The organism is Actinomycetota bacterium (assembly GCA_040905475.1).
Classification (GTDB): Bacteria; Actinomycetota; AC-67; order AC-67; family AC-67; genus DATFGK01.
In genome coordinates, this window is sequence record JBBDRM010000050.1 from 11,792 (window position 1) to 33,929 (window position 22,138).

Here is a 22,138-nt window from a genome sequence, read left to right on the forward strand (position 1 = left end):
GCTCGTTCAGCGGAACGCCGACCCAAAACCGCCGCTGAGCGTACGTTTTGGGTCTCCCCTCCCGAGGAATCGAGAGGATCGGCGCGAACGACCCCGCCCCGTCCAGCGCGGAACGCATCCGAGGCGCGATCCAGACGAGTCGACGCCGTCCTCCTGGAACCGACTACTCAGTCGTTGGTTTCGTCGCGCCCAGGGACCGCCCCCGCCTGGGCGGCGCCAGCAGCGGACCGTAGAAGGCGGCGGCGGCCAGCAGGAACGTGGGCGTCACGACGATGATCCCGGTGTCGTTGGACGCCATTGCGGCCGCTCCTCCGACGACCGCGGCGACAAGGGCCGCGCGCCGGCCCGGCATCCCCCAGAACCCGCGCGCGAGCAGATCCATCCGACGCAGCAGCAGCAGGAGCACGGGCACTGAGATCACGATCGCGACGGGCAGCCAGATGGTGGTCCCGGTGATCTCGAGGAACGACGACAGCTTGCGTCCGATCAGTGGTCCGACCGGCGTTCCCCCGGCGAGTTCGCGGCCGATGTGCGATCGGCTCTCCGGCGACGAGAGCACGTCGAGGACCGCCAGGGTGGAGGCGGCGAGAACGGTCGCGATCCCGATCCCGACAGCGGCGGCACGATCGAGCCGGCGTCCGGCCGCCAGCACCACGAACACGCCGAACGCCGGGACGAGGGTGAACGGTGCGCCGAACTTGCTCCCAAACGCGGGCGCGCCGGCGAGCAGCGCCACGGCCGCTAGCGGCACGGCCGCCGTCGCCGCGCGCCCCTTCGCGCCGACGGAGGCGTCGACCCAGGACGCTCCCGCGACGAGCGCCCCGGCGAGCAAGACGCCGAGCATGCCCTCGTCGATCCCGTAAAAGCGCCCGCCGCCCGCGATCTGGATACCGAGCGCGGACCGGGCGGACAGAGGGGTCCCGGCGAACAGATCGCCGGCGACGAGCGCGACATCGAGCAGCGCGATCGCGCCGAGGCCGTGCCGCACCCCGAGCGTCACTCGCGCGCACGTAGCGACGCCGACGGCGAGCGCCAGCGCCCACCAACCCACCGGCGCGACGCCGTCCCCTAGCAGCGGGGCCAGCATGAAGCCCGCTGGGGCGGCGGCGACGGCGAGGAGTCCGGTCGCGATGAGATCGCGCCCGCGCCGGGGGAGGCGCTCACGGTCCGGCGCGCGCCCGCGGCCTGCCGCCACGGCCAGGAACGCCATGAGCGACAACGCCGCCCCGAGGATCATCCAGATGCGGGTCAAGGGTTGCCGCGACGCCCGTGCGAGGTCGAACTCCGCGTCGAGCTCGGCCGCCGTCCGCAACGGATCGGCCGATGCGGCGAAGCGCGCGGCCCGTCCCTGCATCTCTTCGGGAACCGCGACGCCGGCGCGTTCAAGGATCGTCGGCGCGAGGTCGGTGAGCGCGAGCACGCCCGGCCGTCGCGTGGTTCCGCTGAACGGAAGCCCGCGCGCGCCGGACAGCGCTACCGCCGCGAGGTGCGTCCCGCTACGAACCCGGGCCAGCGGCGGCACGAGCGACGCGACGATGAGCGTGTCGCCGGGATCGAGCAACGTGCGTACCTCGGCGGTGAAATCGTTCGCCTCGCGGAGCGCGCGCGCTATCCAAGGTGCGCGATCCGACGGCTCGCCGGCGAACGCCTGGTCCGCGCGCACGGTGTCGCCGAGGTCCACGACGACGAGCGTCGCCCAGCTGAGCGTGCGCGACAACGACGCGAGCAGGGCCTGGTAGTCGGTGCGGCGCCCGGCCGGCGAAGACGGGTCGGTTCGCCAGGTTTGAGGGATGAGCCGCGGCCGGCCCGGGGACGGATCGACGGCGATCGACAGGTCGGCGCGCATCGCGGCACGGCGGGCGGGCGCGTCGGTTCGGTCTTCGCCGGACGCGTCACCGATCGCGGCGGCCCCGAGTCCGGCGCGGCTCAGCGCTTCGCCGAGCGCCCCGGCGAGGACGCCGCGTCCGGCGTCCGTGTCGGGCGGACCCGGTTCGACTTCCGCCGCGGCGCCGGCGCCGAGCGTGGTGTAAGCGGCCGATCGCAGCAGGACTTGATCCGCGGAGGACGTTCGGGTCCGCGTCGCCAGAAGCCCCACCGATCCGAGCGACGCGAACGCCTCCGAAGCCCGCCAGTCCTCGATGGTGGTCCCGTCTACCGTGAGGAGGACGATGCGGCCCGAGCCTTGCCGGGCGTGGGCGGAGGCGGCCGGGACGGCGGTCCATGCGATCCAGACGGCGAGCACCGGCACGAGGACGCGGCGGAGCACGCGAGCGAGTGTACAGACCGCTAGGATGCCGCGCGCATGATCGATGACGGCGCTCTCCGTAAGGTGCTCTCGGCCGCGCTCGCCACCGGCGGAGAGTTCGCGGAGCTGTACGCCGAGAAGCGCCGCTCGACCTCCGTTCATCTCGAGGAGCGCAAGGTCGAGGAGGTAACCAGCGGGAGCGATCGCGGTGCCGGCGTGCGGGTCATCCGCGGCAATTCCACGGCCTACGCGTACACGAACCGGCTGGACCCCGACGCCCTGGTCGATGCCGCGCGCGTCGCGGCCGCGGCCCTCACCGACGAGCCCAAGGTGACGGTGGCCGACCTCCGTCACCAGCCCGAGCGGGTGCTCAATCCGGCGAGGATCCCACCGGACGACGTGGAGACGGTGCGCAAGGTCGACGTCGTGCGCGAGATGGACGAAGGTGCGCGCGGCGCAGGCGGCGAGGTTCGCCAGGTGATCGCCTCGTATTCCGAGGGCGCCCAAGAGGTGCTCATAGCCAACAGCGAGGGCTGGGTGATCGGAGATCGCCGCGTGCGCACGCGTCTGGCGTGCACGGTCGTCGCAGCCCGCGACGGGAACGTTCAGACGGGATCGTGGAACCCCGGCGCCAGCTCCGGATTCGAGCTCATCGACGAACATCCGCCCGCGCAGGTCGGAGCGAAGGCCGCGGCGCAAGCGATCGTCATGCTCGACGCGGTCGGTGCGCCGGCCGGTGAGATGCCGGTCGTGCTCGCGCCGGGCGGCGGCGGTGTGCTCTTCCACGAAGCGAGCGGCCACGGGCTCGAGGCCGATCTCATCAGCAAGGGCGCGAGCGTCTACCGCGATCGCACCGGCGAGAAGATCGGAAGTGAGCTGCTATCCGCGGTCGACGACGGCTCCGTCCCCGGCTTGTGGGGCTCGTTCGCGTACGACGACGAGGGAACCCCCTCGCAGCGGACGCTTCTCTTCGAGCGCGGCGTGCTGACCGGCGCGATGACCGACTTCCTTCGAGCGCGCTCGATGGGATTGACGCGGACCGGGAACGGCCGCCGGCAGTCGTACGCGCACCTGCCGATCCCGCGCATGTCGAACTCGAACATCCTGCCGGGAACCGACGACCCCGAAGCGATCATCCGGGACGTGAAGAACGGGCTCTACGCGAAGTCGTTCGCCGGCGGTCAGGTCAACACGGCCACCGGCGACTTCGTCTTCGGGCTCTCCGAGGCCTACCTGATCTCCAACGGCGAGCTCACGCGGCCGGTGCGAGGCGCGAACCTCGTGGGCAATGGGCCGCAGGTCCTGGCCCTGATCGACGCCGTGGGCAGCGACTACGAGGTTTGGTGGGGCGTCTGCGGCAAGGACGGCCAGGGCGTTCCGGTCACGTGCGGGATGCCGACGCTGCGGATCGCGCGTATCACGGTCGGGGGGACGGGATGAGCTCGACCGAGGAGCTTCTGGCGCTCGCGCGCGGTGCGCTCGAGGCGGCGAAGCCCGGCGAGGCCGTCGAGGCCTACGCGGCATGGGGTCGCGAGACCGAGGTGAAGGTTTACGAGGGCGAGGTCGAGTCGCTCACGAGCGCCGAGTCGAGTGGCGTCGGCGTTCGCGTCATCGTCGAAGGAAGGCTCGGCTACGCGTACGCCGCCGATCCGGATCGAGCCGAGCTCGCGGAGCTCGTCCAGCGTGCCCGCACCAACGCCGCGCTCGCCGCGCCCGATGAGGGAAACGTGCTGCCCGAGCCGCGACCGATCCCGCCGCTCGAGGGGATCCTCCTCCCGGAGCTCCTCGATGCCTCCACCGAAGACAAGGTGCGGCTCGCGATGGAGATCGAGCGCGCGTGTCGCGCGGCCGACGCGCGCGTGACCGGCGTCGAGACCTCGCAATACGGCGAGGGGATCGGGCGAGCCGCGATCGCCTCGACGGCCGGCGTGGAAGCGGCCGGGGAGCGCGGCGACTGCTGGGCGGTCGGGGTGGCGCTCGCCGGAGCCAACGGCGAAACGCAGACCGGGTTCGGGCTTCGCATCGGGCGCCGGCCCGGTGATCTCGACGTCGACGGTGCGGGACGGGAAGCGGCGCAGCGCGCCGTTGTGATGCTCGGGGCGCACAAGCCGAAGACCGAACGCATGGCGGTCCTGCTCGATCCGATCTCGGCGGCGTCGTTCCTGGGCGTGGTCGTGGCCGGACTGACGGCCGAGGCGGTGTTGAAGGGGCGCTCCTTGTTCGCGGACAAGATGGGGGAGCCGGTTGCGTCGGATGTGGTGCGCTTGGTGGACGACGGGCGGGCCCTCGAGGGTCCGGGCGCCGAACCGTTCGACGGCGAAGGGGTGCCGACCGGGCGGACGTCGCTGATCGAGGCCGGCGTTCTGAACGCCTTCCTCCACAACACGTACACCGCGACGCGGATGGGGGCGACGTCGACGGGGAACGCGCGGCGCGGCGGGTTCAAGTCGACGCCCGGCGTCGCGCCGACGAACCTGATCCTCGAGCCGGGCACGGAGACCCCGGATGAGCTCTACGCGAAAGCGGGCCGGGCGCTGCTCGTTCATGAGCTGATCGGTGTGCACTCGGGCGCGAACCCGATCTCCGGCGACTTCTCCGTGGGCGCGACCGGAGTGCTGATCGAGGGAGGGGTCGCAGGGGCGCCCGTTCGCGAGGTAACGATCGCCTCCAACGTTCTCGAGATCCTTCGCGGTATCGTCGCCGTCGGGAACGACATCCGTTACCTCCCGTTCGGAGGATCGATCGGTACGCCGACGATCCTGATCGGCGAGATGACCGTCGCGGGGACCTGATGCCTGCCAAACGCAAGCCTTCGAGACGAGCGGCGCCGGCCCGGCGCCCTGCCGCGCGTCGCCCTGCCGCGCGTCGCCCTGTGCGGCGCGCCGCCGTGCCGAAGCGAGCGGCGCCGAAGCCGAAGCGAGCAGCGCCCAAGCCGAAGCGGTCGTCACCCAAGGCGGCCGCCGCGAAACGCCCGGGCCCTCGCCGGGCCGCGCCGAAACCGGCGAAGCTCAAACGTTCGGAGCGCCGGGCAACACCGAAGCGCGCGACACCGAAGCGCGCGACGGCGTCGAGTCGCTCCAAGACCAGACGCGCCGAGCCGAAGCGGTCGACGACCCGGCGCACGACGCCCCGGCGGTCGACGACCCGCCCTCGCTCGCGCGTCCGGCGTCTCGAAGCGCCGGAAGCCTTCGTTCCGGCTCCGATCGAGCCGGAAAGCCGGCCGGACGAGGAGGCGTGGCCCGACGAGCCGGAGTTCCAGCCGGCGATCCGCGGCGAGGTCGCCGTGGCCGGCGTGCCGGCGTCGGGTGAGCCCGTCGCCCCGTGGGAAACCGACCGTCAGCCTGAGTTCCACCTCGCGAAAGAGGTCTACCGCGAGGACATACCGATCGCGATCGTCTCCGCGGTGCTCGCGGCGTCGACGTTCATGCCTTGGTACAAGGGGCAAGGCGCTCTCGACGTCGGCATATCGGCGTGGTCGAGCGGCACGTGGGGGCCGATCATGTTCTTCCTCGGCGTCGGCTCCCTTTTGCTCATCATCCTTCGCCGCGCCGGCGTGCGGTTGTCGCTTCCGTTCGAGGAAGCTCTGCTCCACGAGCTCGCGGGCTGGGTTGCGCTCGCGGGCGGCGTGATCAAGTCGCGGTACCGGCCGGGTGCGGAGGGTCTGCTCGGGGTCTCGTGGGGGCTTTGGGTCGGGCTCGGCGCAGCCTTCCTCCTGGCGTTCCTCGCCGGGCGCATGTCGCCGCACGCGCCGCTGGTTCGCCGGCCGAAGTGGTATCGGCAGAAGGGTGGCGCGCTCGCCGCACTGCTTCTCCTCGTTGTGATCGCGGGGGCGGCGGTGTTCGGGACGATGAATTCCGCATCGCTCACGGGCGCGCCCATCGACTCGGGCGATCTCCCGGGGCTGGTGCGCGGGCGCCTGCCCACGTGCGCGGGCGCCTTCCCGCTTCCGGAGATCGTCAAGCCGGTCCAAGGGGTGGAGCAGCCGTGCCAGGCTCACCTCCAGAGCGAGCGTTCCGCCGAGGAGGTGGTTGCGGCCATGAAGGACACGTTGGAGCGAGCCGGTTGGTCCGTCGGCGTGGGGGAGTCCGGCACGACTTCCACTCTGACGCTGACCAAGCCGCAGTGCGCAACGGTCGCGGTCATCGAGGCCGACCAGGGCTCGGTCGCGCTCGTTGCCTTCGGGATCTGCGCAACCCCCTCGCCGAGTCCGTCCTGAGCCTCGCCACACCGAGTCTTGACAGATTGACACTTAGCGTCTATCTGTAACATCTGCAGATGGCGCTACGGGCGGACGACGCTATGTCCCTTTCGGCCGAGGAGGCCGCCAAAGGCCGGATCCTCGACGCCGCTTTCTCTTCCGCGGAGCGCGTCGGCCTTGGCCGGCTCACGATGGCGGACGTCGCGCGCGAGGCGCGCCTGTCCCGCCAGACCGTCTACCGCTACTTCTCCTCCAAGCATGATCTCTTCATGGCGCTCGTGATCCGCGAGGAGGAAGTTCTCTTCCAGCAGCTCCAGGCCGCGATCGCGCCGCACCGCGAGCTGAGGCCGGCCGTGGAGGCCGCGTTCCGGACGATGCTCCGCGCCATGCGCGCGCATCCCTTGCTCGACCGCGTGATGGCGACCGAGCCGCAGGAGCTGTTGCCCTACCTCACCGTCGAGGCGAACCCGGTGCGCGACATGGGTGTGCGCGCGATGGAGCAAGTGTTCTCCGAGCGCATGGAGGTCGTCTCTCCGATGCTCGCGCACCGCGCCGCGGAGCTTTGCTCCCGGCTGATCACCTCGTACGCGATCATGCCGCCCGACGACGATCCGGATGTCGTGGCGGTGCAGCTGGCGGAACTGGTCTGCAACGGACTCAGCAAGAAGCGATAGGAGGCGGGCATGAGCACGGACTACTACGAGCTTCCGGTGAACGACACGACCTGGGGTGTCCCCGGCTCGTTCGACACGATCTTCAACTGGGAGTACGACGAGATGCGCGGTCGTCTCGTCACGCTCTACCAGAAGGGGAAGCAGAAGCAGTGGGACTCCGAGACACGCCTCGACTGGTCGATCAACGTCGAGCCCGGCTCGCCCGACAACGGGCCCGACTACTACATCCCGATCTTCGGCTCGCCGATCTGGGAGAAGATGAACGACAAGGAGAAGGAAGAGCTTCGTCACCACATGGGCGCGTGGATGAACTCGCAGTTCCTCCACGGCGAGCAGGGCGCGTTGATCTGCACCGCCAAGATCGTGCAGGCCGTCCCGGACATCGACTCCAAGTTCTACGCGGCCACGCAGGTGATGGACGAGGCGCGTCACGTCGAGACCTACTCGCGCTACCTCCGCGAGAAGATCGAGATGGCATACCCGATCAACAAGTTCCTCAAGGCGCTGCTCGATCAGGTCATCCAGGATTCGCGCTGGGACTTCACCTACCTCGGCATGCAGGTGATGATCGAGGGGCTCGCGCTCGCGGCGTTCGCGCTGATCCGCGACTACTCGACCGAGCCGCTCGCCAAGGCGCTCAACACCTACGTCATGCAGGACGAGGCGCGCCACGTCGCGTTCGGACGTCTGGCCTTGCGCGACTACTACCCGCAGCTGACCGACGCCGAGCGCTCCGAGCGTGAGGAGTTCATCGTCGAGGCCTCGCACCTCATGTACGGCCGGCTCATGGCGCGCGAGGTGTGGGAGCACCTCGGCTACAACGTCGACGAGGCGCTCGAGTACGTCGAGCACTCCGAGATCATGGCGCAGTTCCGCCGGCTGCTCTTCACACGGATCGTCCCGATCGTGAAGGACATCGGACTGTTCGGCCCCAAGGTCAAGGCGTGCTTCGAGAGCCTGGGCGTCATCGACTTCCAGGATCTCGATCCCGACGCGATGTCCGCTTCCGACGAGCAGATCGCGGACGAGATGGACCGCCGCAAGGCCGAGATCATGGAGGCCGTCGCGGTCGGCGGCGCTTAGTCAGCCGTGCGTGGGATCGGGGGGGGGGCGGGGGGCCCCGATCTTTGGCGCCGGTCTTCGGCCAGCCCGCTTTCCGCGTGACCGGATCTGCTCGATCGTTGGCGTTCCATGCCCAAAACCTTCGCTCAGCGTAGGTTTTGGGCAACTCGACTTGCGGAACGAGCACATCCGGTCGATCCCCCTGTCCGCGAAGTGCTCGACGAAAGAGCTGGCCCAGATCGACACGCTGGTTGCCGAGGACCCGCCGCCCCCGGCCCCGGCATGGAGCCAGCGGACCGAGCGGCGAAAGGCCTAGTCCTCGGGCTAGGCAAGTACAGGAAAACGACGTTCGTTCCGATAATTCCAGCGGGCCAGCGTTGATGGGACGGATCCCCTAAGAAGGGTTGTGTCCTATGCATGCTCGCTCGGCCCGTGCGTCCGTCTGGGGCGTCGTTCTTTCCGCATCCGTTTTGGTCGGCTTCGCGATCGCCCCGGTCAACGCGGCTCCCCCCCCGCAGGCCAATCCCTCATGGGGAGACATCAGTTCGGTCGTTGCAGGGCCGGGTCTGACCGGCGGCGCCACCGAAGGCGACGCCGCGCTCGCCGTTCTGTTCGGAGGGAACGGCTCGGCGAACAGCGTCGCCCGCTCCGATCACGACCACGACGCTCGCTACGACGCCCGTTACGCGCCGCTGAGCCATTCCCACGAGTTCCCAGCTCACAACCACGACGGCCTCTATGCCGTGCTCGGCCACGATCACGACGCTTCCTATCTGGGGCTCGGCGGCGGGACGCTCAACGGGTTCCTGACGCTCGCCGTCGGAGACCTGACGCTCCTCGGCTCGGGCGCGCGGCTCGTCGCGCCGCAGCTCGTGTCGACCGCGCCGAACGGCACGGCCCCGCTCGAGGTCGGCTCCGACACCCTCGTCGCGAACCTTAACGCCGACAAGCTCGACGGCCACGACGCGTCGGAGTTTGCCCTCGCAGGATCCGTGGGTCCTGATCTCTCGGGCTACGCGCAGCTCGCCGGCAACAACGCGTTCTCCGGGTCGAACACTTTCAACGGTGCCGCCACGTTCGGTAGCACGCTCAACCAGGTGACCGGGGGAGCGAACTTCACGTGGCAGCCCTTCTACTCGAGCGCGACGAACTACAGCCTGCGGCTCACCGATTCGGGCAAGTCGGCGACGAGACTGATCGTCAACCAGGACGGCCGGGTGGGGATCGGGACGACGAGCCCGGCGTTCCCGTTGCACGTTATCGGCGACATCCGCGCGACGAACCTCAACCTCGGTACGGGGATCCTCTCGCCGTTCGCCTACGACATGTCTTCGACGAGCGACCGCACGTTCTCGTTCACCAACTCAAACGGCGGCGTCGCGAACCTCGCCGTTGAGGGGGACGTGTCGGCCGCGGGCTACCACGTCGCGACCGGCGGCTCCGCGGCAAGGGCGGGGAGCGACGCGATCGAGTCGGGCGCGTCGTCACGCACGGTTGCCACGTCGGCGGTCGGCGGCAGTTCGCTCGTCTTCGTGACGCCGGACGCGACCGGATCGGGCTGCGTTCCCGTCCCCGGCCCGATCTACGTGAGCGCACGCAACGCCGGCACGAGCTTCACGGTTGCCGTCGTGGGCGCAGCGCCGGGTGCCGGCGAGTCATACTGCTTCTCGTGGTGGGTCGTGAACTGAGACGGACCAAAGAGTCCGGATGCGTTTCATGCGAGTGACAGACATGTCTGTCATGTCTGTCACCTCGGGGCGAAGCCTCCTCCCGGCGTGAACGCGACTCAGCCGCGCGCGAGCGCGGTGAGCAGACCGGCGGTCATCGCGAAGAAGCAGTAGACGCCGAACGGCCTCAATCCGCGGCGCTTCACGAGCGCGAGCATCGCCTGGATCGCGAGCACGCCGGTGACGCCCGAGGTCAGCACTCCCAGCGCCATCGCGCCGCCGGCGCCGGACGTCCCCTCGTCGATCATGTCGGGGATCTTCACGATGACGGCCCCGATCGTGATCGGGATGGCGAGCAGGAACGAGAACCGCGCCGCGGTCTCGCGGCCGATGCCCCGCCACATGCCGGTCGCGATCGTGGTTCCCGAACGTGAGATCCCGGGGAGGATCGCCGTCGCCTGCGCCAGCCCGATGAGCCCGGCATCCATCGGGGTCAGCGATCCCTCGGACCGCGGCTCTTCCTTCCGCTGCTCGTAGGCGGACTCCGCCGAGAGCAGCGCCCAGCCGGTGACGCCGAGCAGCAGCATCGCGATCACCGGCCGCTCGAACGTGGTTTCGATGCGGGACGCGAAGATGCCGCCGAGCACGGCGCCGGGGACGGTGCCGATCACGATCAAGCCGGCGAGCCGCCGGTCCGGCTCGCGGCCGGGCCCACCGATCACGGCGCGGATGATCTCGATCACCCGCGCGCGGAAGACCCACAGCAGCGCCGCCAGCGTGCCGATGTGTGTGCTCACGATGAAGGCGAGCGACGGTTCGGGCCACCCGACGATGAACGGAACGAGCACGAGGTGGCCGTCCGACGAGACCGGAAGGAACTCGGTCAAACCCTGGACGATGCCGAGGACGAGCGCCTGGATAAGGCTCACGGCGCCGAGGGTATCAGTGCCCGATGCGAGCGCCGGACAGCGCGGTGCCGCAGGCGCAGGCGCGTTCCGACGGGATGGCCGGTGCGACCGCGAGCAATAGCTCTCGCAGCCGTTCGTTGTTGTCGGAGAACACCGACACGACCTCCTCGACGGAGACCGGCGGGACTCCCTCGACCCCCACGTCGTAGTCGGTGATCAGCGAGATGTTCCCGTAGCAGAGCTCGAGCTCGCGCGCGAGGGTCGCTTCCGGGTACTGGGTCATGTTGATGACCTCCCAGCCGGCCTCCGCGTACCAGCGCGACTCCGCCCGCGTCGAGAACCGTGGCCCTTCGATAACCACCACCGTCCCTCGCTCGTGCATCGTGATCCCGAGCGAGCGACCGCGTTCGATCGCGACGCTCCGAAGCTCCGGACAGTAGGGATCGGCGAGCGAGACGTGCGTCGTCTCGGGCCCGTCGTAGTACGTTGCGGCGCGCCCGCTGGTGCGGTCGACGAGCTGATCGCACACGACGAAGTCGCCGCGCCGCACGTGGGGCTGAAGCGAGCCGGCGGCCGCCGGAGCGATGACGCGCTGGACGCCGATCTCCTTGAACGCCCAGAGGTTGGCGCGGTAGGGGACCATATGCGGCGGGTACTCGTGCCGGCGGCCGTGGCGAGGCAGGAACGCGACGGAACGGCCCTCGATCTCTCCGACGACCAGCGGTGCCGACGGCTCCCCGTACGGCGTGTCGATCTTTACCTCTTCGAAGTTTTCGAGGAACGAGTAGAAGCCCGAACCACCGAACACGCCGACCGTTGCGCGACCCGCCATGCGCTAGCTCTTCGATCCGCCGTCGCCCTTCGAAGGCGACGCCTTCGACGAGGAACCGTCCGGCTTGGGCTTCGACTCGGAGCCCTTCGATCCCGAGCTTTTCGACTCGGAACCCTTGGATTCCGTGGGCTTCGACTCGGAGCCCTTCGATTCCGAGCTCGTCTCTTTCTTGGACTCGGCTGCGGCGGCCTTCGAGCGGGAGCTCCGGTTGTCGGTGGAGTAGAAGCCCGACCCCTTCAGCACGATGCCGACGGGATGGAAGACGCGCTTGAGTGGGCCGCCGCAGTGCTCGCAGGTGCGGAGCGGCTCGTCCGAGAAGCTCTGGACGACCTCGACGTGTCGTTCGCAGGACATACACACGTACTCGTACGTCGGCATCGCCGGGTATGGTAGCGGCTCGTCACGCCGGGCCGCAGCGGACGACTCGACGCTCGGTGATCACGATGTCCACCGGCTCGTCGGCTTCTCCGGCGGGCACCTCATCCACGAGCTGAAGATCGAAACAGAGCCCGATCCGCGGCACGGAGCGGGGGACCTCGGACAGCAACCCGTCGTAGAAGCCGCCTCCGTAGCCCAGCCGCCGGCCGCGCTCGTCGTACGCCACTCCGGGCACGAGGATCACGTCCGCGACGGCCAGATCCACCGGCGTCCTCGCGACCGGCTCGCGGATGCCGCGGTAACCGGGCGCGAGATCGCCTATCGAGCCGACCGTAGCGGCGCACAGCCGTCTCCCGTCGACGTACGGGAGGAGCAGGCGCTTCCCCGCGGCGAGCAAAGCCTCCATCGACGGGTCGGTCGGAAGCTCCGTCCCGAATGACGCGAAGCCGAGCACCGACCCTGCCCCGGCCACTTCGGGGAGCGTCGTCAGCGCAGCCGCCACGTCCCGGGCGGCGGCGGCTCGCACGCCCGGATCGAGCCGTCCCCGTCGGGAAAGCACGAGCCGGCGAACCGACGCCTTGCGTGTGGAGAGCTCGTCCTGGGTGGTCATGCGCGCCGCCCATTCTGGGGCATCTGTTGAAGAAACGTACGTTCTCATATGCCGGAGGCCGGTGCCCGGCGGGTAAAGTCTTGTGCGGAGCGAACCGAATCCTTCTAGGGGGGACGAAAGAGGCATTCCCGGCGCCGGCCGCTCCGGCACCCTTAAGGAGGAGGATGTCGCTCCGCTCGCGTCTGACGATCGCGTTCCTCGTCGTCCTCACCCTGCCTCTCATCACCGTCGTGCTCCTCCTGCGCGGCGGAGTGGACGAGGAGGTTCGTGCGCGCGCCGCGGCCGAGCTCCGGGCCGCGCATGCCGCTGCACCGGCGCTGTACCGCGCGCAGCAGGCCCGGGCGGCCGACCTCGTGCGCGGCGTTGCCGCGGGCCTCGGCCCCCGGCTCGAGCGCGTGTTCGGCGATCCCGCCGTCGCGGCGAACTTCGCGGAAGAGGCGCGCGGCTCGCTCGATATCTTGGCCGTCGTCTCCGGCGACGGAACCGTCCTCGGGTCGGCTTCCGCCGAGCCCGAGCTCCTTCCCGGCGCGGTCGCGCTTCCCGTCGCCGAAGTGGTGCGCACGCGTGCGTCGTCCCGCGCGGCCCTCGCCGAAACGGTCGTCGCCGGCAGCGCCGGCTCGCCGGGAAGTCTGGTGGGCGGCTTCTGGCTCGACGGCTCGTTCCTGTCCGCGCTCGGGGCGACCGACGTCGAAGCGATCGTCCTCGTGGATGGGGTAGTGACGGCGGCAACCGATCCTTCGATCGCGCGTGCGATCAGCCCCGACTGGGATCCATCGGGCCCCCTGCTCGAAGGCGACATCGCCGGGCGTGAGGTCGTCGCCTTCGCCGGCCCGCTCGTCGAAGGTTTGCCGCCCAGCAAGCTTTCCGTCGTGACCTACGGGAACCGCGACGCGCTGCTCGCCTCGGACCGGCCGTCGGGGGTCGCGGTGTGGGCGGTCGTCGCACTGGCGGTCATCGCCGGGGGAGTGGTCGCGTGGATGCTCTCACGTCTCTTCACGCGACCGCTGGACGACATGGCCATCGCGGCGCGGTCGCTCGCACGCGGCGGCGCCGTGGGGACGTTCGACGTCGATTCCACCGACGAGGTCGGCCGGCTCGCCTCCGCGTTCAACGAGGTGCTGGAAGGCACGCAAGCGCGGATGCTCGAGCTCGAGGAGTCCCGCGACGAGACGCGTCGCTACGTCGAGCGTCTCGGCGAAGCTCTCCGCTCCACGCACGATCTTTCGAAGCTGCTCTCCGTCGTTCTCGAGACCGCCGTCGCCGCGGTGCAGGCGCGCGCCGGCGCCGTGTGGCTTCTCGCGCCTTCCCGGGTCGAGCTTTCGCTCAAGGTCTCGCGAGGGTTCCCGCCTGAGGCGCTCGACCGACGGACGCGCGTCGGTGAGGGGCTCGCCGGTCACGTCGCGCAAGCTCGTCAGCCTGTGCTCATCCCGTCGAGCGGCGCAGCTCCGACCGCGGCGCCCTGGGAGCCGCAGGAGCCGACGATGCTCGCCGTCCCGCTCGAGAGCGAGACGCAGCTGATCGGCGTGATCTCTCTGTACGGTCGCACGCATCCCAAGCCGTTCGACGCGACCGACCTCGACACGGTGCGATCGCTTGCGCGGCAGGCCGCCGTCGGCGTCGAGAACGTCCTGCTCCACCAAGAAGCGCAGCGGCTGTCGATCACCGACGGCCTCACGAGTCTCTGGAACTACCGGTTCCTGAACATGCGGCTCGCGCAGGAGGTCGAGCGTGCGATCCGATTCAATCGTTCACTCTCGCTCCTCATGATCGACATCGACCACTTCAAGGACGTGAACGATCGGTACGGTCATCAACGGGGGGACGCCATCCTTTCCGAGCTGGCGAATCGCGTCGTGACCGAGACGCGCGCGCAGGTCGACACCGTCGCGCGGTACGGCGGCGAGGAGTTCGTTCTCCTTCTCCCGGAAACGCCGTTGGAAGGCGGACGCGTCGTCGCGGAGAAGATCCGCGGATCGATCGCGTCGAGGCCGTTCGGATCCGGCGATGAAGCGATCAGCGTCACGGTCTCGATCGGGATCGCGTGCTTCCCCCAGCACGGCGCGACCGCGCAGACGCTTCTTCGTTCCGCCGACCAAGCGCTGTACGAAGCCAAGGGGCGGGGTCGTAACGTCGTCGTGTCCTCCGATGAGCTCGATCAGGCCCCGCCGTCGCCGGTTGCCGATGACCCCGGGCAATCGTAGACTCGGCACCCCTATGTCGGTGACCAAGGCAGTCATCCCCGCCGCCGGCCTCGGCACGCGATTCCTCCCCGCGACGAAGGCGCAGCCGAAAGAGATGCTCCCTGTCGTGGACAAGCCGGCGATCCAGTACGTCGTCGAGGAAGCGGTCGCCGCGGGCTGCACCGACATCTTGATCATCACCGGCCGCGGGAAGCGTTCGATCGAGAATCATTTCGACCGCTCCTTCGAGCTCGAGTACTGGCTCGAGACGAAAGGGGACGAAGCCAAACTTGCCTCGGTTCGCGCCGTCAGCGACATGGCGGACATCCATTACATCCGTCAGAAGCAGCCGCTCGGTCTCGGCCATGCTGTGGCGACCGCCGAGCGACACGTCGGCGACCAACCGTTCGCCGTGCTGCTCGGCGACGACATCATCGGGGAGAACCTCCTCCAGAAGATGCTCGCCGTGTACGGACAATACGGGCGGAGCGTGATCGCGTTGCAGGAGGTCCCGCGAGAGGACATCCGCTTCTACGGCGCCGCCACGCCGGAGCCGGTCGAGGAGAACCTCGTCAAGGTGCTCGACATCGTCGAGAAGCCGGACCCGGCGAAGGCGCCCTCGAACCTCGCGGCGATCGGGCGCTACGTCTTTACCCCGGAGATCTTCGGTGAGCTGCGGAAGGTGCAGCCCGGGGTGGGTGGAGAGATCCAGCTGACCGACGCGATCAACTCGCTGGCGAAGCTGCAGGTCGTCTACGGCTACCTGTTCGACGGCGTTCGGTACGACATCGGCAAGAAGATCGACTACCTCCGCGCCACGGTCGAGCTGGCCGCAGAGCGTGAGGATCTGGGCGAGGAGTTCCGAGAGTTCCTCGCCGAGTTCGTAACGCGCAAGAAATTGGTGTAAAACCCTTCGTATGCACCCTTCCCCGGCGGCTTCGCGCATGCCTGGATCCGGGGTGCTTGAAACAGGAGATGGGGGTGTTACGCTCGCGATGAAGGCCGAAGGAAGGGGCTGGCCTGGGGATCGTGTTCGTCGCCGTACTCGCCCTGATCTGGGCGATGTTATTAGTCCCCTCCTTCCGCGGCCGTCTCGAGTCCTCTCCCATCGACGGCGTCCGTAGCTTCGAAAGGTCGATGGGAGTCTTGGCGAACACACGCAAAGGGAAGGCGAGCCCGCCGGGCCGTTGGATCATGGTGCCTCGTACCGAGGTCACCCAGCCCGTCCGCAGGCGAGGCCGGGTGCTCCGCCGCCGCCGTCAGAACTTCGAGCGGCTGCTGATCGCGGCCGGCGCGACCCTCATGCTCGGCTTCGTTCCGGCTCTGCGTTGGATGTGGTTCGTCCACCTCGCGATCGACGGCATCATCGGTTTCTACGTCTCCCGGCTCCTCCGCTGGAAGCGCGATGAGCTCGAGCGGCAACGGGTCGTGACGCCGCTCCCGGCCGAGATCCCGCTCGAAGAGCAGCAGCAAGCGCGCCGGACCAGCTGAGCGCCCCGAACGCCCACTCCGCGCTACGATGCCCGGCATGGTCGATCTGAACAACGTCTCCGAGCAGATCCGGAAGCGTCTGGATGCGAAGTCGGAAGCGCGCGAGAAGGGGCTTCGTGGCTCTCGCCAAGCGATCCGCGAGTGCGCGAACTCGATCCGTGCGACCCACCGGGCCGACCTCGATCTGGCGCAAGAGCTGATGGCCGCAGCGAAGAGCTCGCTCGACGGCGCTCGAAGCGCGATGAAACCGTTCCCCGACATCTACTACGCGGGATTCCTCCAGGACGCCGAGAAGGAGTACGCGGAAGCGCGCGCGACGTACGTGCTCATCAACGGGGGAGAGGTCCCGACCCCGGAGGATCTCGAGGTCGGCGACGCGCCGTACCTCAACGGACTCTCCGAAGTGATCGGTGAGCTACGCCGACACATCCTCGACATCATGCGCAAGGGAGAGCTCGAGCGCGGCGAGGAGCTGCTCGGCGCGATGGACGATATCTACTACGTCCTGGTGTCGATGGATTACCCCGACGCGATGACCGGCGGGCTGCGGCGATCGACCGACGTCGCGCGCTCGATCATGGAACGAACGCGCGGCGACCTCTCATTGACGCTGGTTCAGCAGAACATCGCCGACACGATGGCCGGGCACCGCAAAAGCTAGAGCCAGTGCGTCGGATTCACCGGCTTGGTCGCCAAGCGAACCTCGTAGTGGATGTGGGGGCCCGTGCACCAGCCGCTGCAACCCACCGCCCCGATCTTCTCGCCGGCGAGAACCCGGTCGCCCGCCTGAACGAACGCGCGCGACATGTGCGCGTAGACCGTCGCCAGAGAGTCGCCGTGGTCGATCACCGCGGCCAGACCGTAAGCGCCCATGTAGTCGACCGCCACGACGCGACCGGAAAGGCTCGCGACGATCTCGTCGCCGTAGTTCGCGCCGACGTCGATGCCGGTGTGGAACGAGCGGTAGCCCCACAGCGGGTGGATCCGCCAGCCGTACGCCGAGGTGATCCGGCGGGACTCGACCGGCCAGCGAAGGAAGTACTCGCCTTCCTCGGCAACCTCTTGGTTCTTCTGCGCTTCTTGGAGCAGTGTTGCGATCTTGGTGTCCGTACCGCTGTACGCCTTGACGATGATGTCGAAGCCGTGCTTGCGCAGCTCGTCGAGCCCGCCGAAGTCGGCGATGAGCTCGTTGATGAGCAGCTGGCGCCGGCTGAACTCAACCTGCTGATCTTCGAGCAGCTCCGTCTCTTCCTGCTCGATCTCCTTGACCTGCTTCCGAAGATCGATCGCCCTCGCTCTCGCGGCCCCGTACGCCTTGGTGGCCGCCTCCTTCTTGGCGCTCAGGTCGTGCATCACGCTGATGAAGTCGTTGAGCACGGACTCCGAGAAGACCTCGACCCGGACCATGTCGCTCACGCTCTGCGCATTGAGCATGGCGTTGACGTAGCTCCACGGCCCCCGCATGTAGAGCGACGCCGCGCTGTCGCGCGTGAGGAGCTTCTGCGCCTCGAGCGCTTCCGTTGCCGCAACGAGCGCTGCCTGGCGCCGGACCAGCTCGATCTCGGCCTTCTTAAGCTTCGTACGGACCTTGTTCAGCCGTTGCTGGATCGCGATCAGCTCGAGCTCGAGGGCGCGGAGCCGGCCTTCCACCGCGTCGCGCTTGCCGTCGAACTTGGCGAAGATCCCGTTGAGCTTGGCGTCTTCCGCGCTGGGGGACGGCTCCGGGCTTGGGCCCGCCTGAGCGGTCGCGCCGAGCGCCATGAACACGGCAAGGGCCACGGCCGTCCAGCGGCCGGGCCTGCGGACACGGTGCGTCAGCTCTCGATTCATGGGGTGACCATCATGCATAACGTTCGGGACCCCCCGCCAGGTGCGAATAGAGGAGAAAAGAACCCCACATCTGGGGTGACCAAGCACTTTCAGTCGCCCCACAGTAGGCCTCGGGACCTGCGTCCTATCCCTTGAGGGCGCGGGCGGAAGCCGCGGCCTATGGGCGAAGCGTCCCGAAGGGTCTCGTTGGCATCGCCGGCGACGACCACTTGATCGGGAAGCGCGGCGAGCGTGATCAACGCGGCACCGCGTCGATCGATCCTGCGGACCCGCGAGAAGCGGAAGCGGCGCCATGCGGAGCGCGTCGCGCAGGCGCGTTCCGTCGCTGCGCTTCACCTCGTTGAGGCAGACGACGTCGGCCTCGTGCGCGGCGATCTCCCCGGCGATCTCCGCTATCGAAGCATCCCGAGCTCCGTGGATGTTCCAGGTAAGGATGCGCAACGGCACACGTTGGCATGAAATCGGGCGCGCGGCACCGTGAGGCCCACGTAGGATCGGCCCGGTGGATGAGCCGGCGGGGGACTTCAAGCGCGACACGGCCGTCGAGGGCGGCGACGGAAGTTACCGGGCCATGCTCTCGGACGGGTGGGAGCTCTGGGGCCCGGCCGGCGGCTACGTCTCCGCGATCGCGTTGCGCGCCGCCGGCGCGCACAGCCGCTTCGCGAAGCCGGTGAGCTACTCGTGCAACTATCTCGGCGTCGCCGGGTTCGCTCCGGCCGAGATCGACGTCGTCACCCTGAACGCCGCGCGGCGCTCCGAAGTGATCCGCGTCTCGATGTCACAGGAGGGACGGCTCTTCCTCGACGCAACCGTCTGGACCGTCGACGAAGGACTGGCCGGCTTCGACTTCGACGCCGCGCCGATGCCCGACCTGCCGGGCCCGGACGGCATCGTGCCGTGGAGAGATGTCGCGCCGCCGCCGCCCACGTTCCGGCGGTTCTGGTCGAACATCGAGGAGCGGATGATCGGGCCCATGATCGAGCGATGGGAGGAGCGCGTCCCCGGTGCGCCGATCCGCCGAGGCTGGTGCCGGTTCGATCCGACGCCGACGTTCAAGGATCCTTATCTCGACGCGGCGCGTTCGCTCATGCTGATCGAGACGATGGGGTGGCCGGCTTTCATGGCGGGCCAAACCGGCCGCCCGCCGTTCGTGGCGCCGACGATCGAGCTTGCGGTGCGGTTCCACCGGCCGGCTTCGAGATCGGAGTGGTTGTTGTGCGTCACCGAATCGCCGCTGGCGGCCGACGGGTTGATCGCAAGCACCGGACGAGTTTGGGCAGAGGACGGAAGCCTCGTCGCGAGCGGCGGACAGCACATGCTCTGTCGCCCGGCGCCGGGGTAACGCGCGCCGCCGGGCCCCGGAACGGGGTGGTAGCATCGGGCCTGCTCCAGGGGGTGTAGCTCAGTTGGTAGAGCGCTGCGTTCGCAACGCAGAGGTCGACGGTTCGAATCCGTTCACCTCCACTTGTTAAAGTGTACGCTTCTATGTACACTCCTTCGTATGGCAAGAACCGTACCGGTCAAAGAGTTGCGGGCCGAGCTGGCCGAGTTGCTCGATGACGTCGCCGATAGACGAGAACACGTCATCGTGACCCGACACGGCCGCCCGGTCGCGGCCATCGTTCCGATCGATGAGTACGAGGGGCTCGAGGAGACGGCGGAGGTGCTGTCCGACCCTGCGGCCGTCCGAGCGATTCAGCGCGGGATAGCCGACCTCAAAGCCGGCAAAGTCGCGACGCTTGATGAGGTCAGGGCGGATCTGGCGAAGCGTAAACGCCGATCTCGTTGATCCATGGCTCGTATCGTGTTCTCGCGCTCAGCGCGCGAACAACTTGCCGCGCTCGATGTCCGGATCGTCGAAGCGGTTCTAGACACAGTCACCCTGCTCGAGGGGGATGCCGAAGCCGGCAAACGACTGCGGGGCCGACTTGATGGGCTGTGGTCACTTCGAATCGGCAGCTACCGCCTCGTGTACGAGATTCGAGCCAAGGCGAAGACTGTTCGCATCGTCGCAGTCCTCCCACGTCGGATCGCATATCGCTCGGATCCGCGCTAGAGGATTAGCGATTCGATGGTGAGCCGGCGTAGAACTGAAAGTCTCGGTTCGAATCCGCTCTTCTCCACTTGAAAAGTGTACCTTATGATGCACTCTTAACTCATGGCGAAGATCGTTCCAGTCAAGGAGCTGCGGGTCGAACTGGACTAGTTGCTTGACCAGGTTGCCGATCGTCGCGAGCACGTGATCGTCACCTGGATCATCAGGTGGGGTCTAGTCGGTCGCTGTTCTCATGAAGAACACGTCGGTCGCACCCACCTGTGCCTGTGGCGCGCCGAGGTTGAACGTGGCGCCGAACCCACCTGGAAGGGCAACGAGGCCGAAGTAGTCGCCCCACTCGGGGCTGCTGGTCACGTGATCCGGCAACGTGCGCGCGTCGAAGGGTCCGCCGAGCGCCACCTCGCTCCACGTCGCGCCGGCGTCGCGGGTCTCGCGCAACCAAGCGGAGACGAGCGTTCCGGCGTTTCCGGCGACGTCGTCCCGAAGGTCGTAGAACGTCGCAGCCCAGTGGCCTCCAGGATGCGCCGCGACCGAGGCGATGAACGCCGGCGTCGCGAGATCGGCGACGGTCACCGGTGGCGCCCAGGTCGCCCCGCCATCGTTGGATGCCTTCACCAGAACCCGCGCGGCCGGATCCGCACTGCGGTCTACCCACGCAACGAGCACGGTCCCGTCGGACGCGATCGAGGTGCTCACGTCTTGGAAGGGGACTCCGTCCAGCGGTGGGCCGCCGTCCGGATCATTGAGCGTCTCGCTGGCCAGCTCGGTTACCGTGACCGGTGCCGACCAGGTGCGCCCGTTGTCGAGAGAGCGCGTGGCCTTGACGAAGAACGCGCCTTCTTGGAAATCGCCGGTCACCAGCAACAGCGGTTGGGAGGGGAACTCCAGGAACGTCGCCAGCAGGCTGCCGTCTGCCATTACGTGGATCTCGCTGTCGAAGACGGCGCGATCCGGCGGAGGCGCGTAGATCGTCACACGCTCTGACCAGGTTTGGCCGTGATCGTCCGTGCGCGACACCAGGTTCGAGGTGGTTCCGGGGAACAGGGCGATGCTGCTCCAGGTTGCGTACGCGCGCCCGGCAACATGCGGGTCCGCGCGGATCGTGGTCTTGTCCGTCACGGTGATCGGCAAAAGCTCTCGCGCAACGATGACGCTGTCTCCCCACGTGCGCCCTCCGTCGTGCGAAACGTTCACCCCGACCGCGAACTCATGGGGATTCTTGAGCGCCGGCGCGTCGGCGTCCTGGAGCGACGCGATCGCATAGGCGGCGCCGTCGGCTCCGATCGACACCCACGGATCCCAGGCGTAGTCGTCGGGTGCGTCGCTCGTGCAGGAAGTCAGCCGCGGAAGCATCGATCGGTTCCAACTCTGTCCACCATCGGAGGAGTACGCCGCGACGGTGCCGGAGTTGTCGTCCTGATCCCACGCCACGATCAGGTTCTCGGGATTGGAGGGATCGACCGCGAGGAACTGATCGTGCTCACTGTCCACCACGGGTCTCTCGCCGCAGGGCCCGTCGCGATAGGGGCTCGCGCCGGAGATGAGGATGGGCGCCACCGCCAGGCCGGGAGCGCCCTGCGAAGGCAGCGTGATGAACGTCAGGCAGAGTCCGGCCGCCACGATCCATGAGCGGTGTCGCATGTCGTGCTCCTTCTCCTCGATCAAAAGGCCCGAGGGTTGTTCGGGCACGACCTGCGTGCAGCGATCTGGCCGCTGACGTGACTAATACGACGCGAGCCGGCAGTTCTCCTTCCTGTCGTGCTCAAAGCTGCGCGCCCCAACCGCGCGCCGGTGCTTCATGAAACCAGCTTCGTAGGGTCTTGTTGAACGCTCATGCGCGGCGTAATCGCCGTGCTTCGACCAATGATTTGGACGTGGCTGTGCCATGTTCTTCAAGCAACGCAGGTCACGAGCAGCGCCTTCAGCGCCCGGAAGTGTCTTGAATAGTGTCCGTTCACCTCCACAGGGCAGTGACGAGCAGATTCCCCGCACAGCTATCGTGGCAAC

Annotated in this window: 19 protein-coding genes and 1 tRNA gene; 13 read left to right on the plus strand and 7 right to left on the minus strand. The window is 68.3% G+C overall.

What is annotated here, in order from left to right:
* Positions 1-163 precede the first annotated feature (163 nt).
* Positions 164-2,266, minus strand: a complete 2,103-nt coding sequence (locus WEB06_04015; GenBank protein ID MEX2554781.1) for a hypothetical protein — start codon at positions 2,264-2,266, stop codon at positions 164-166.
* 36 nt (positions 2,267-2,302) lie between these two features.
* Between WEB06_04015 and WEB06_04020 the strand changes: the two genes are divergently transcribed.
* The 6 genes from WEB06_04020 (at position 2,303) to WEB06_04045 (ending at position 9,867) form a co-directional block, all read left to right on the plus strand.
* Positions 2,303-3,685, plus strand: coding sequence for a TldD/PmbA family protein (locus WEB06_04020; GenBank protein ID MEX2554782.1), 1,383 nt, complete (start codon positions 2,303-2,305; stop codon positions 3,683-3,685).
* On the plus strand, positions 3,682-5,037 hold the full coding sequence (locus tag WEB06_04025) for a TldD/PmbA family protein (GenBank protein MEX2554783.1): 1,356 nt from the start codon (positions 3,682-3,684) through the stop codon (positions 5,035-5,037). Before WEB06_04020 ends, WEB06_04025 begins: the two co-directional genes overlap by 4 nt.
* Before the next feature lie 95 nt (positions 5,038-5,132).
* Positions 5,133-6,461 (plus strand): hypothetical protein, encoded by a 1,329-nt coding sequence (locus tag WEB06_04030; GenBank protein MEX2554784.1) that lies wholly within the window; start codon positions 5,133-5,135, stop codon positions 6,459-6,461.
* A 59-nt stretch (positions 6,462-6,520) separates the two neighbouring features.
* Positions 6,521-7,117, plus strand: a complete 597-nt coding sequence (locus WEB06_04035) for a TetR family transcriptional regulator (protein MEX2554785.1) — start codon at positions 6,521-6,523, stop codon at positions 7,115-7,117.
* Between the two features lie 9 nt (positions 7,118-7,126).
* Complete coding sequence (locus WEB06_04040; GenBank protein ID MEX2554786.1) at positions 7,127-8,200, plus strand: ferritin-like domain-containing protein; 1,074 nt, start codon at positions 7,127-7,129, stop codon at positions 8,198-8,200.
* A gap of 392 nt (positions 8,201-8,592) precedes the next feature.
* On the plus strand, positions 8,593-9,867 hold the full coding sequence (locus tag WEB06_04045; protein ID MEX2554787.1) for a hypothetical protein: 1,275 nt from the start codon (positions 8,593-8,595) through the stop codon (positions 9,865-9,867).
* A 98-nt stretch (positions 9,868-9,965) separates the two neighbouring features.
* On the opposite strand, the gene WEB06_04050 is transcribed toward WEB06_04045, so the two are convergent.
* Genes WEB06_04050 through WEB06_04065 form a run of 4 tightly spaced genes read right to left on the minus strand, consistent with a single transcriptional unit; the run spans position 9,966 to position 12,574 of the window.
* Positions 9,966-10,775, minus strand: coding sequence for an undecaprenyl-diphosphate phosphatase (locus WEB06_04050; GenBank protein MEX2554788.1), 810 nt, complete (start codon positions 10,773-10,775; stop codon positions 9,966-9,968).
* Between the two features lie 13 nt (positions 10,776-10,788).
* The gene (locus WEB06_04055; GenBank protein MEX2554789.1) at positions 10,789-11,586 is read right to left on the minus strand and encodes an S-methyl-5'-thioadenosine phosphorylase; all 798 of its coding nucleotides are present in this window, start codon (positions 11,584-11,586) and stop codon (positions 10,789-10,791) included.
* Positions 11,587-11,589: 3 nt separating this feature from the next.
* Positions 11,590-11,964, minus strand: coding sequence for an FmdB family zinc ribbon protein (locus tag WEB06_04060; GenBank protein MEX2554790.1), 375 nt, complete (start codon positions 11,962-11,964; stop codon positions 11,590-11,592).
* A gap of 22 nt (positions 11,965-11,986) precedes the next feature.
* Positions 11,987-12,574 (minus strand): 5-formyltetrahydrofolate cyclo-ligase, encoded by a 588-nt coding sequence (locus WEB06_04065; protein MEX2554791.1) that lies wholly within the window; start codon positions 12,572-12,574, stop codon positions 11,987-11,989.
* Positions 12,575-12,738: 164 nt separating this feature from the next.
* Between WEB06_04065 and WEB06_04070 the strand changes: the two genes are divergently transcribed.
* The 4 genes from WEB06_04070 to WEB06_04085 all read left to right on the plus strand — a co-directional run bounded on the left by WEB06_04070 (position 12,739) and on the right by WEB06_04085 (position 16,906).
* Positions 12,739-14,775, plus strand: coding sequence for a diguanylate cyclase (locus WEB06_04070; protein ID MEX2554792.1), 2,037 nt, complete (start codon positions 12,739-12,741; stop codon positions 14,773-14,775).
* A gap of 13 nt (positions 14,776-14,788) precedes the next feature.
* On the plus strand, positions 14,789-15,661 hold the full coding sequence (galU, locus tag WEB06_04075) for a UTP--glucose-1-phosphate uridylyltransferase GalU (protein MEX2554793.1): 873 nt from the start codon (positions 14,789-14,791) through the stop codon (positions 15,659-15,661).
* A gap of 239 nt (positions 15,662-15,900) precedes the next feature.
* Positions 15,901-16,245, plus strand: coding sequence for a hypothetical protein (locus WEB06_04080; GenBank protein ID MEX2554794.1), 345 nt, complete (start codon positions 15,901-15,903; stop codon positions 16,243-16,245).
* Positions 16,246-16,282: 37 nt separating this feature from the next.
* On the plus strand, positions 16,283-16,906 hold the full coding sequence (locus WEB06_04085; GenBank protein MEX2554795.1) for a haloacid dehalogenase: 624 nt from the start codon (positions 16,283-16,285) through the stop codon (positions 16,904-16,906).
* On the opposite strand, the gene WEB06_04090 is transcribed toward WEB06_04085, so the two are convergent.
* On the minus strand, positions 16,903-18,075 hold the full coding sequence (locus WEB06_04090; protein MEX2554796.1) for a peptidoglycan DD-metalloendopeptidase family protein: 1,173 nt from the start codon (positions 18,073-18,075) through the stop codon (positions 16,903-16,905). The two genes, WEB06_04085 and WEB06_04090, sit on opposite strands and share 4 nt — an antisense overlap.
* A 502-nt stretch (positions 18,076-18,577) precedes the next feature.
* On the opposite strand from WEB06_04090, the gene WEB06_04095 reads away from it, so the two are divergent.
* The 3 genes from WEB06_04095 to WEB06_04105 all read left to right on the plus strand — a co-directional run bounded on the left by WEB06_04095 (position 18,578) and on the right by WEB06_04105 (position 19,864).
* Positions 18,578-19,417 carry a thioesterase family protein gene (locus WEB06_04095; GenBank protein MEX2554797.1) on the plus strand — a complete coding sequence of 280 codons (840 nt, stop codon included), beginning with the start codon at positions 18,578-18,580 and terminating at the stop codon, positions 19,415-19,417.
* 49 nt (positions 19,418-19,466) lie between these two features.
* Positions 19,467-19,539 (plus strand) — tRNA-Ala (locus WEB06_04100).
* A 37-nt stretch (positions 19,540-19,576) separates the two neighbouring features.
* A complete protein-coding gene (locus WEB06_04105; GenBank protein MEX2554798.1) occupies positions 19,577-19,864 on the plus strand; it encodes a type II toxin-antitoxin system Phd/YefM family antitoxin in 288 nt (95 codons plus the stop codon).
* A 480-nt stretch (positions 19,865-20,344) separates the two neighbouring features.
* Here the strand turns inward: WEB06_04105 and WEB06_04110 are convergent, their stop codons facing one another.
* Positions 20,345-21,772 carry a sialidase family protein gene (locus tag WEB06_04110; protein MEX2554799.1) on the minus strand — a complete coding sequence of 476 codons (1,428 nt, stop codon included), beginning with the start codon at positions 21,770-21,772 and terminating at the stop codon, positions 20,345-20,347.
* Positions 21,773-22,138: the final 366 nt, after the last annotated feature.

Bases quoted from the DNA above. Each gene is read 5' to 3' on its own strand.
- WEB06_04085 (MEX2554795.1), top strand. From the start codon at position 16,283: ATGGTCGATCTGAACAACGTCTCCGAGCAGATCCGGAAGCGTCTGGAT.
- galU (MEX2554793.1), top strand. From the start codon at position 14,789: ATGTCGGTGACCAAGGCAGTCATCCCCGCCGCCGGCCTCGGCACGCGA.
- WEB06_04110 (MEX2554799.1), bottom strand. From the start codon at position 21,772: ATGCGACACCGCTCATGGATCGTGGCGGCCGGACTCTGCCTGACGTTC.
- WEB06_04035 (MEX2554785.1), top strand. From the start codon at position 6,521: ATGGCGCTACGGGCGGACGACGCTATGTCCCTTTCGGCCGAGGAGGCC.
- WEB06_04060 (MEX2554790.1), bottom strand. From the start codon at position 11,964: ATGCCGACGTACGAGTACGTGTGTATGTCCTGCGAACGACACGTCGAG.
- WEB06_04020 (MEX2554782.1), top strand. From the start codon at position 2,303: ATGATCGATGACGGCGCTCTCCGTAAGGTGCTCTCGGCCGCGCTCGCC.
- WEB06_04065 (MEX2554791.1), bottom strand. From the start codon at position 12,574: ATGACCACCCAGGACGAGCTCTCCACACGCAAGGCGTCGGTTCGCCGG.
- WEB06_04105 (MEX2554798.1), top strand. From the start codon at position 19,577: ATGGCAAGAACCGTACCGGTCAAAGAGTTGCGGGCCGAGCTGGCCGAG.
- WEB06_04040 (MEX2554786.1), top strand. From the start codon at position 7,127: ATGAGCACGGACTACTACGAGCTTCCGGTGAACGACACGACCTGGGGT.
- WEB06_04070 (MEX2554792.1), top strand. From the start codon at position 12,739: ATGTCGCTCCGCTCGCGTCTGACGATCGCGTTCCTCGTCGTCCTCACC.
- WEB06_04045 (MEX2554787.1), top strand. From the start codon at position 8,593: ATGCATGCTCGCTCGGCCCGTGCGTCCGTCTGGGGCGTCGTTCTTTCC.
- WEB06_04055 (MEX2554789.1), bottom strand. From the start codon at position 11,586: ATGGCGGGTCGCGCAACGGTCGGCGTGTTCGGTGGTTCGGGCTTCTAC.
- WEB06_04025 (MEX2554783.1), top strand. From the start codon at position 3,682: ATGAGCTCGACCGAGGAGCTTCTGGCGCTCGCGCGCGGTGCGCTCGAG.
- WEB06_04090 (MEX2554796.1), bottom strand. From the start codon at position 18,075: ATGAATCGAGAGCTGACGCACCGTGTCCGCAGGCCCGGCCGCTGGACG.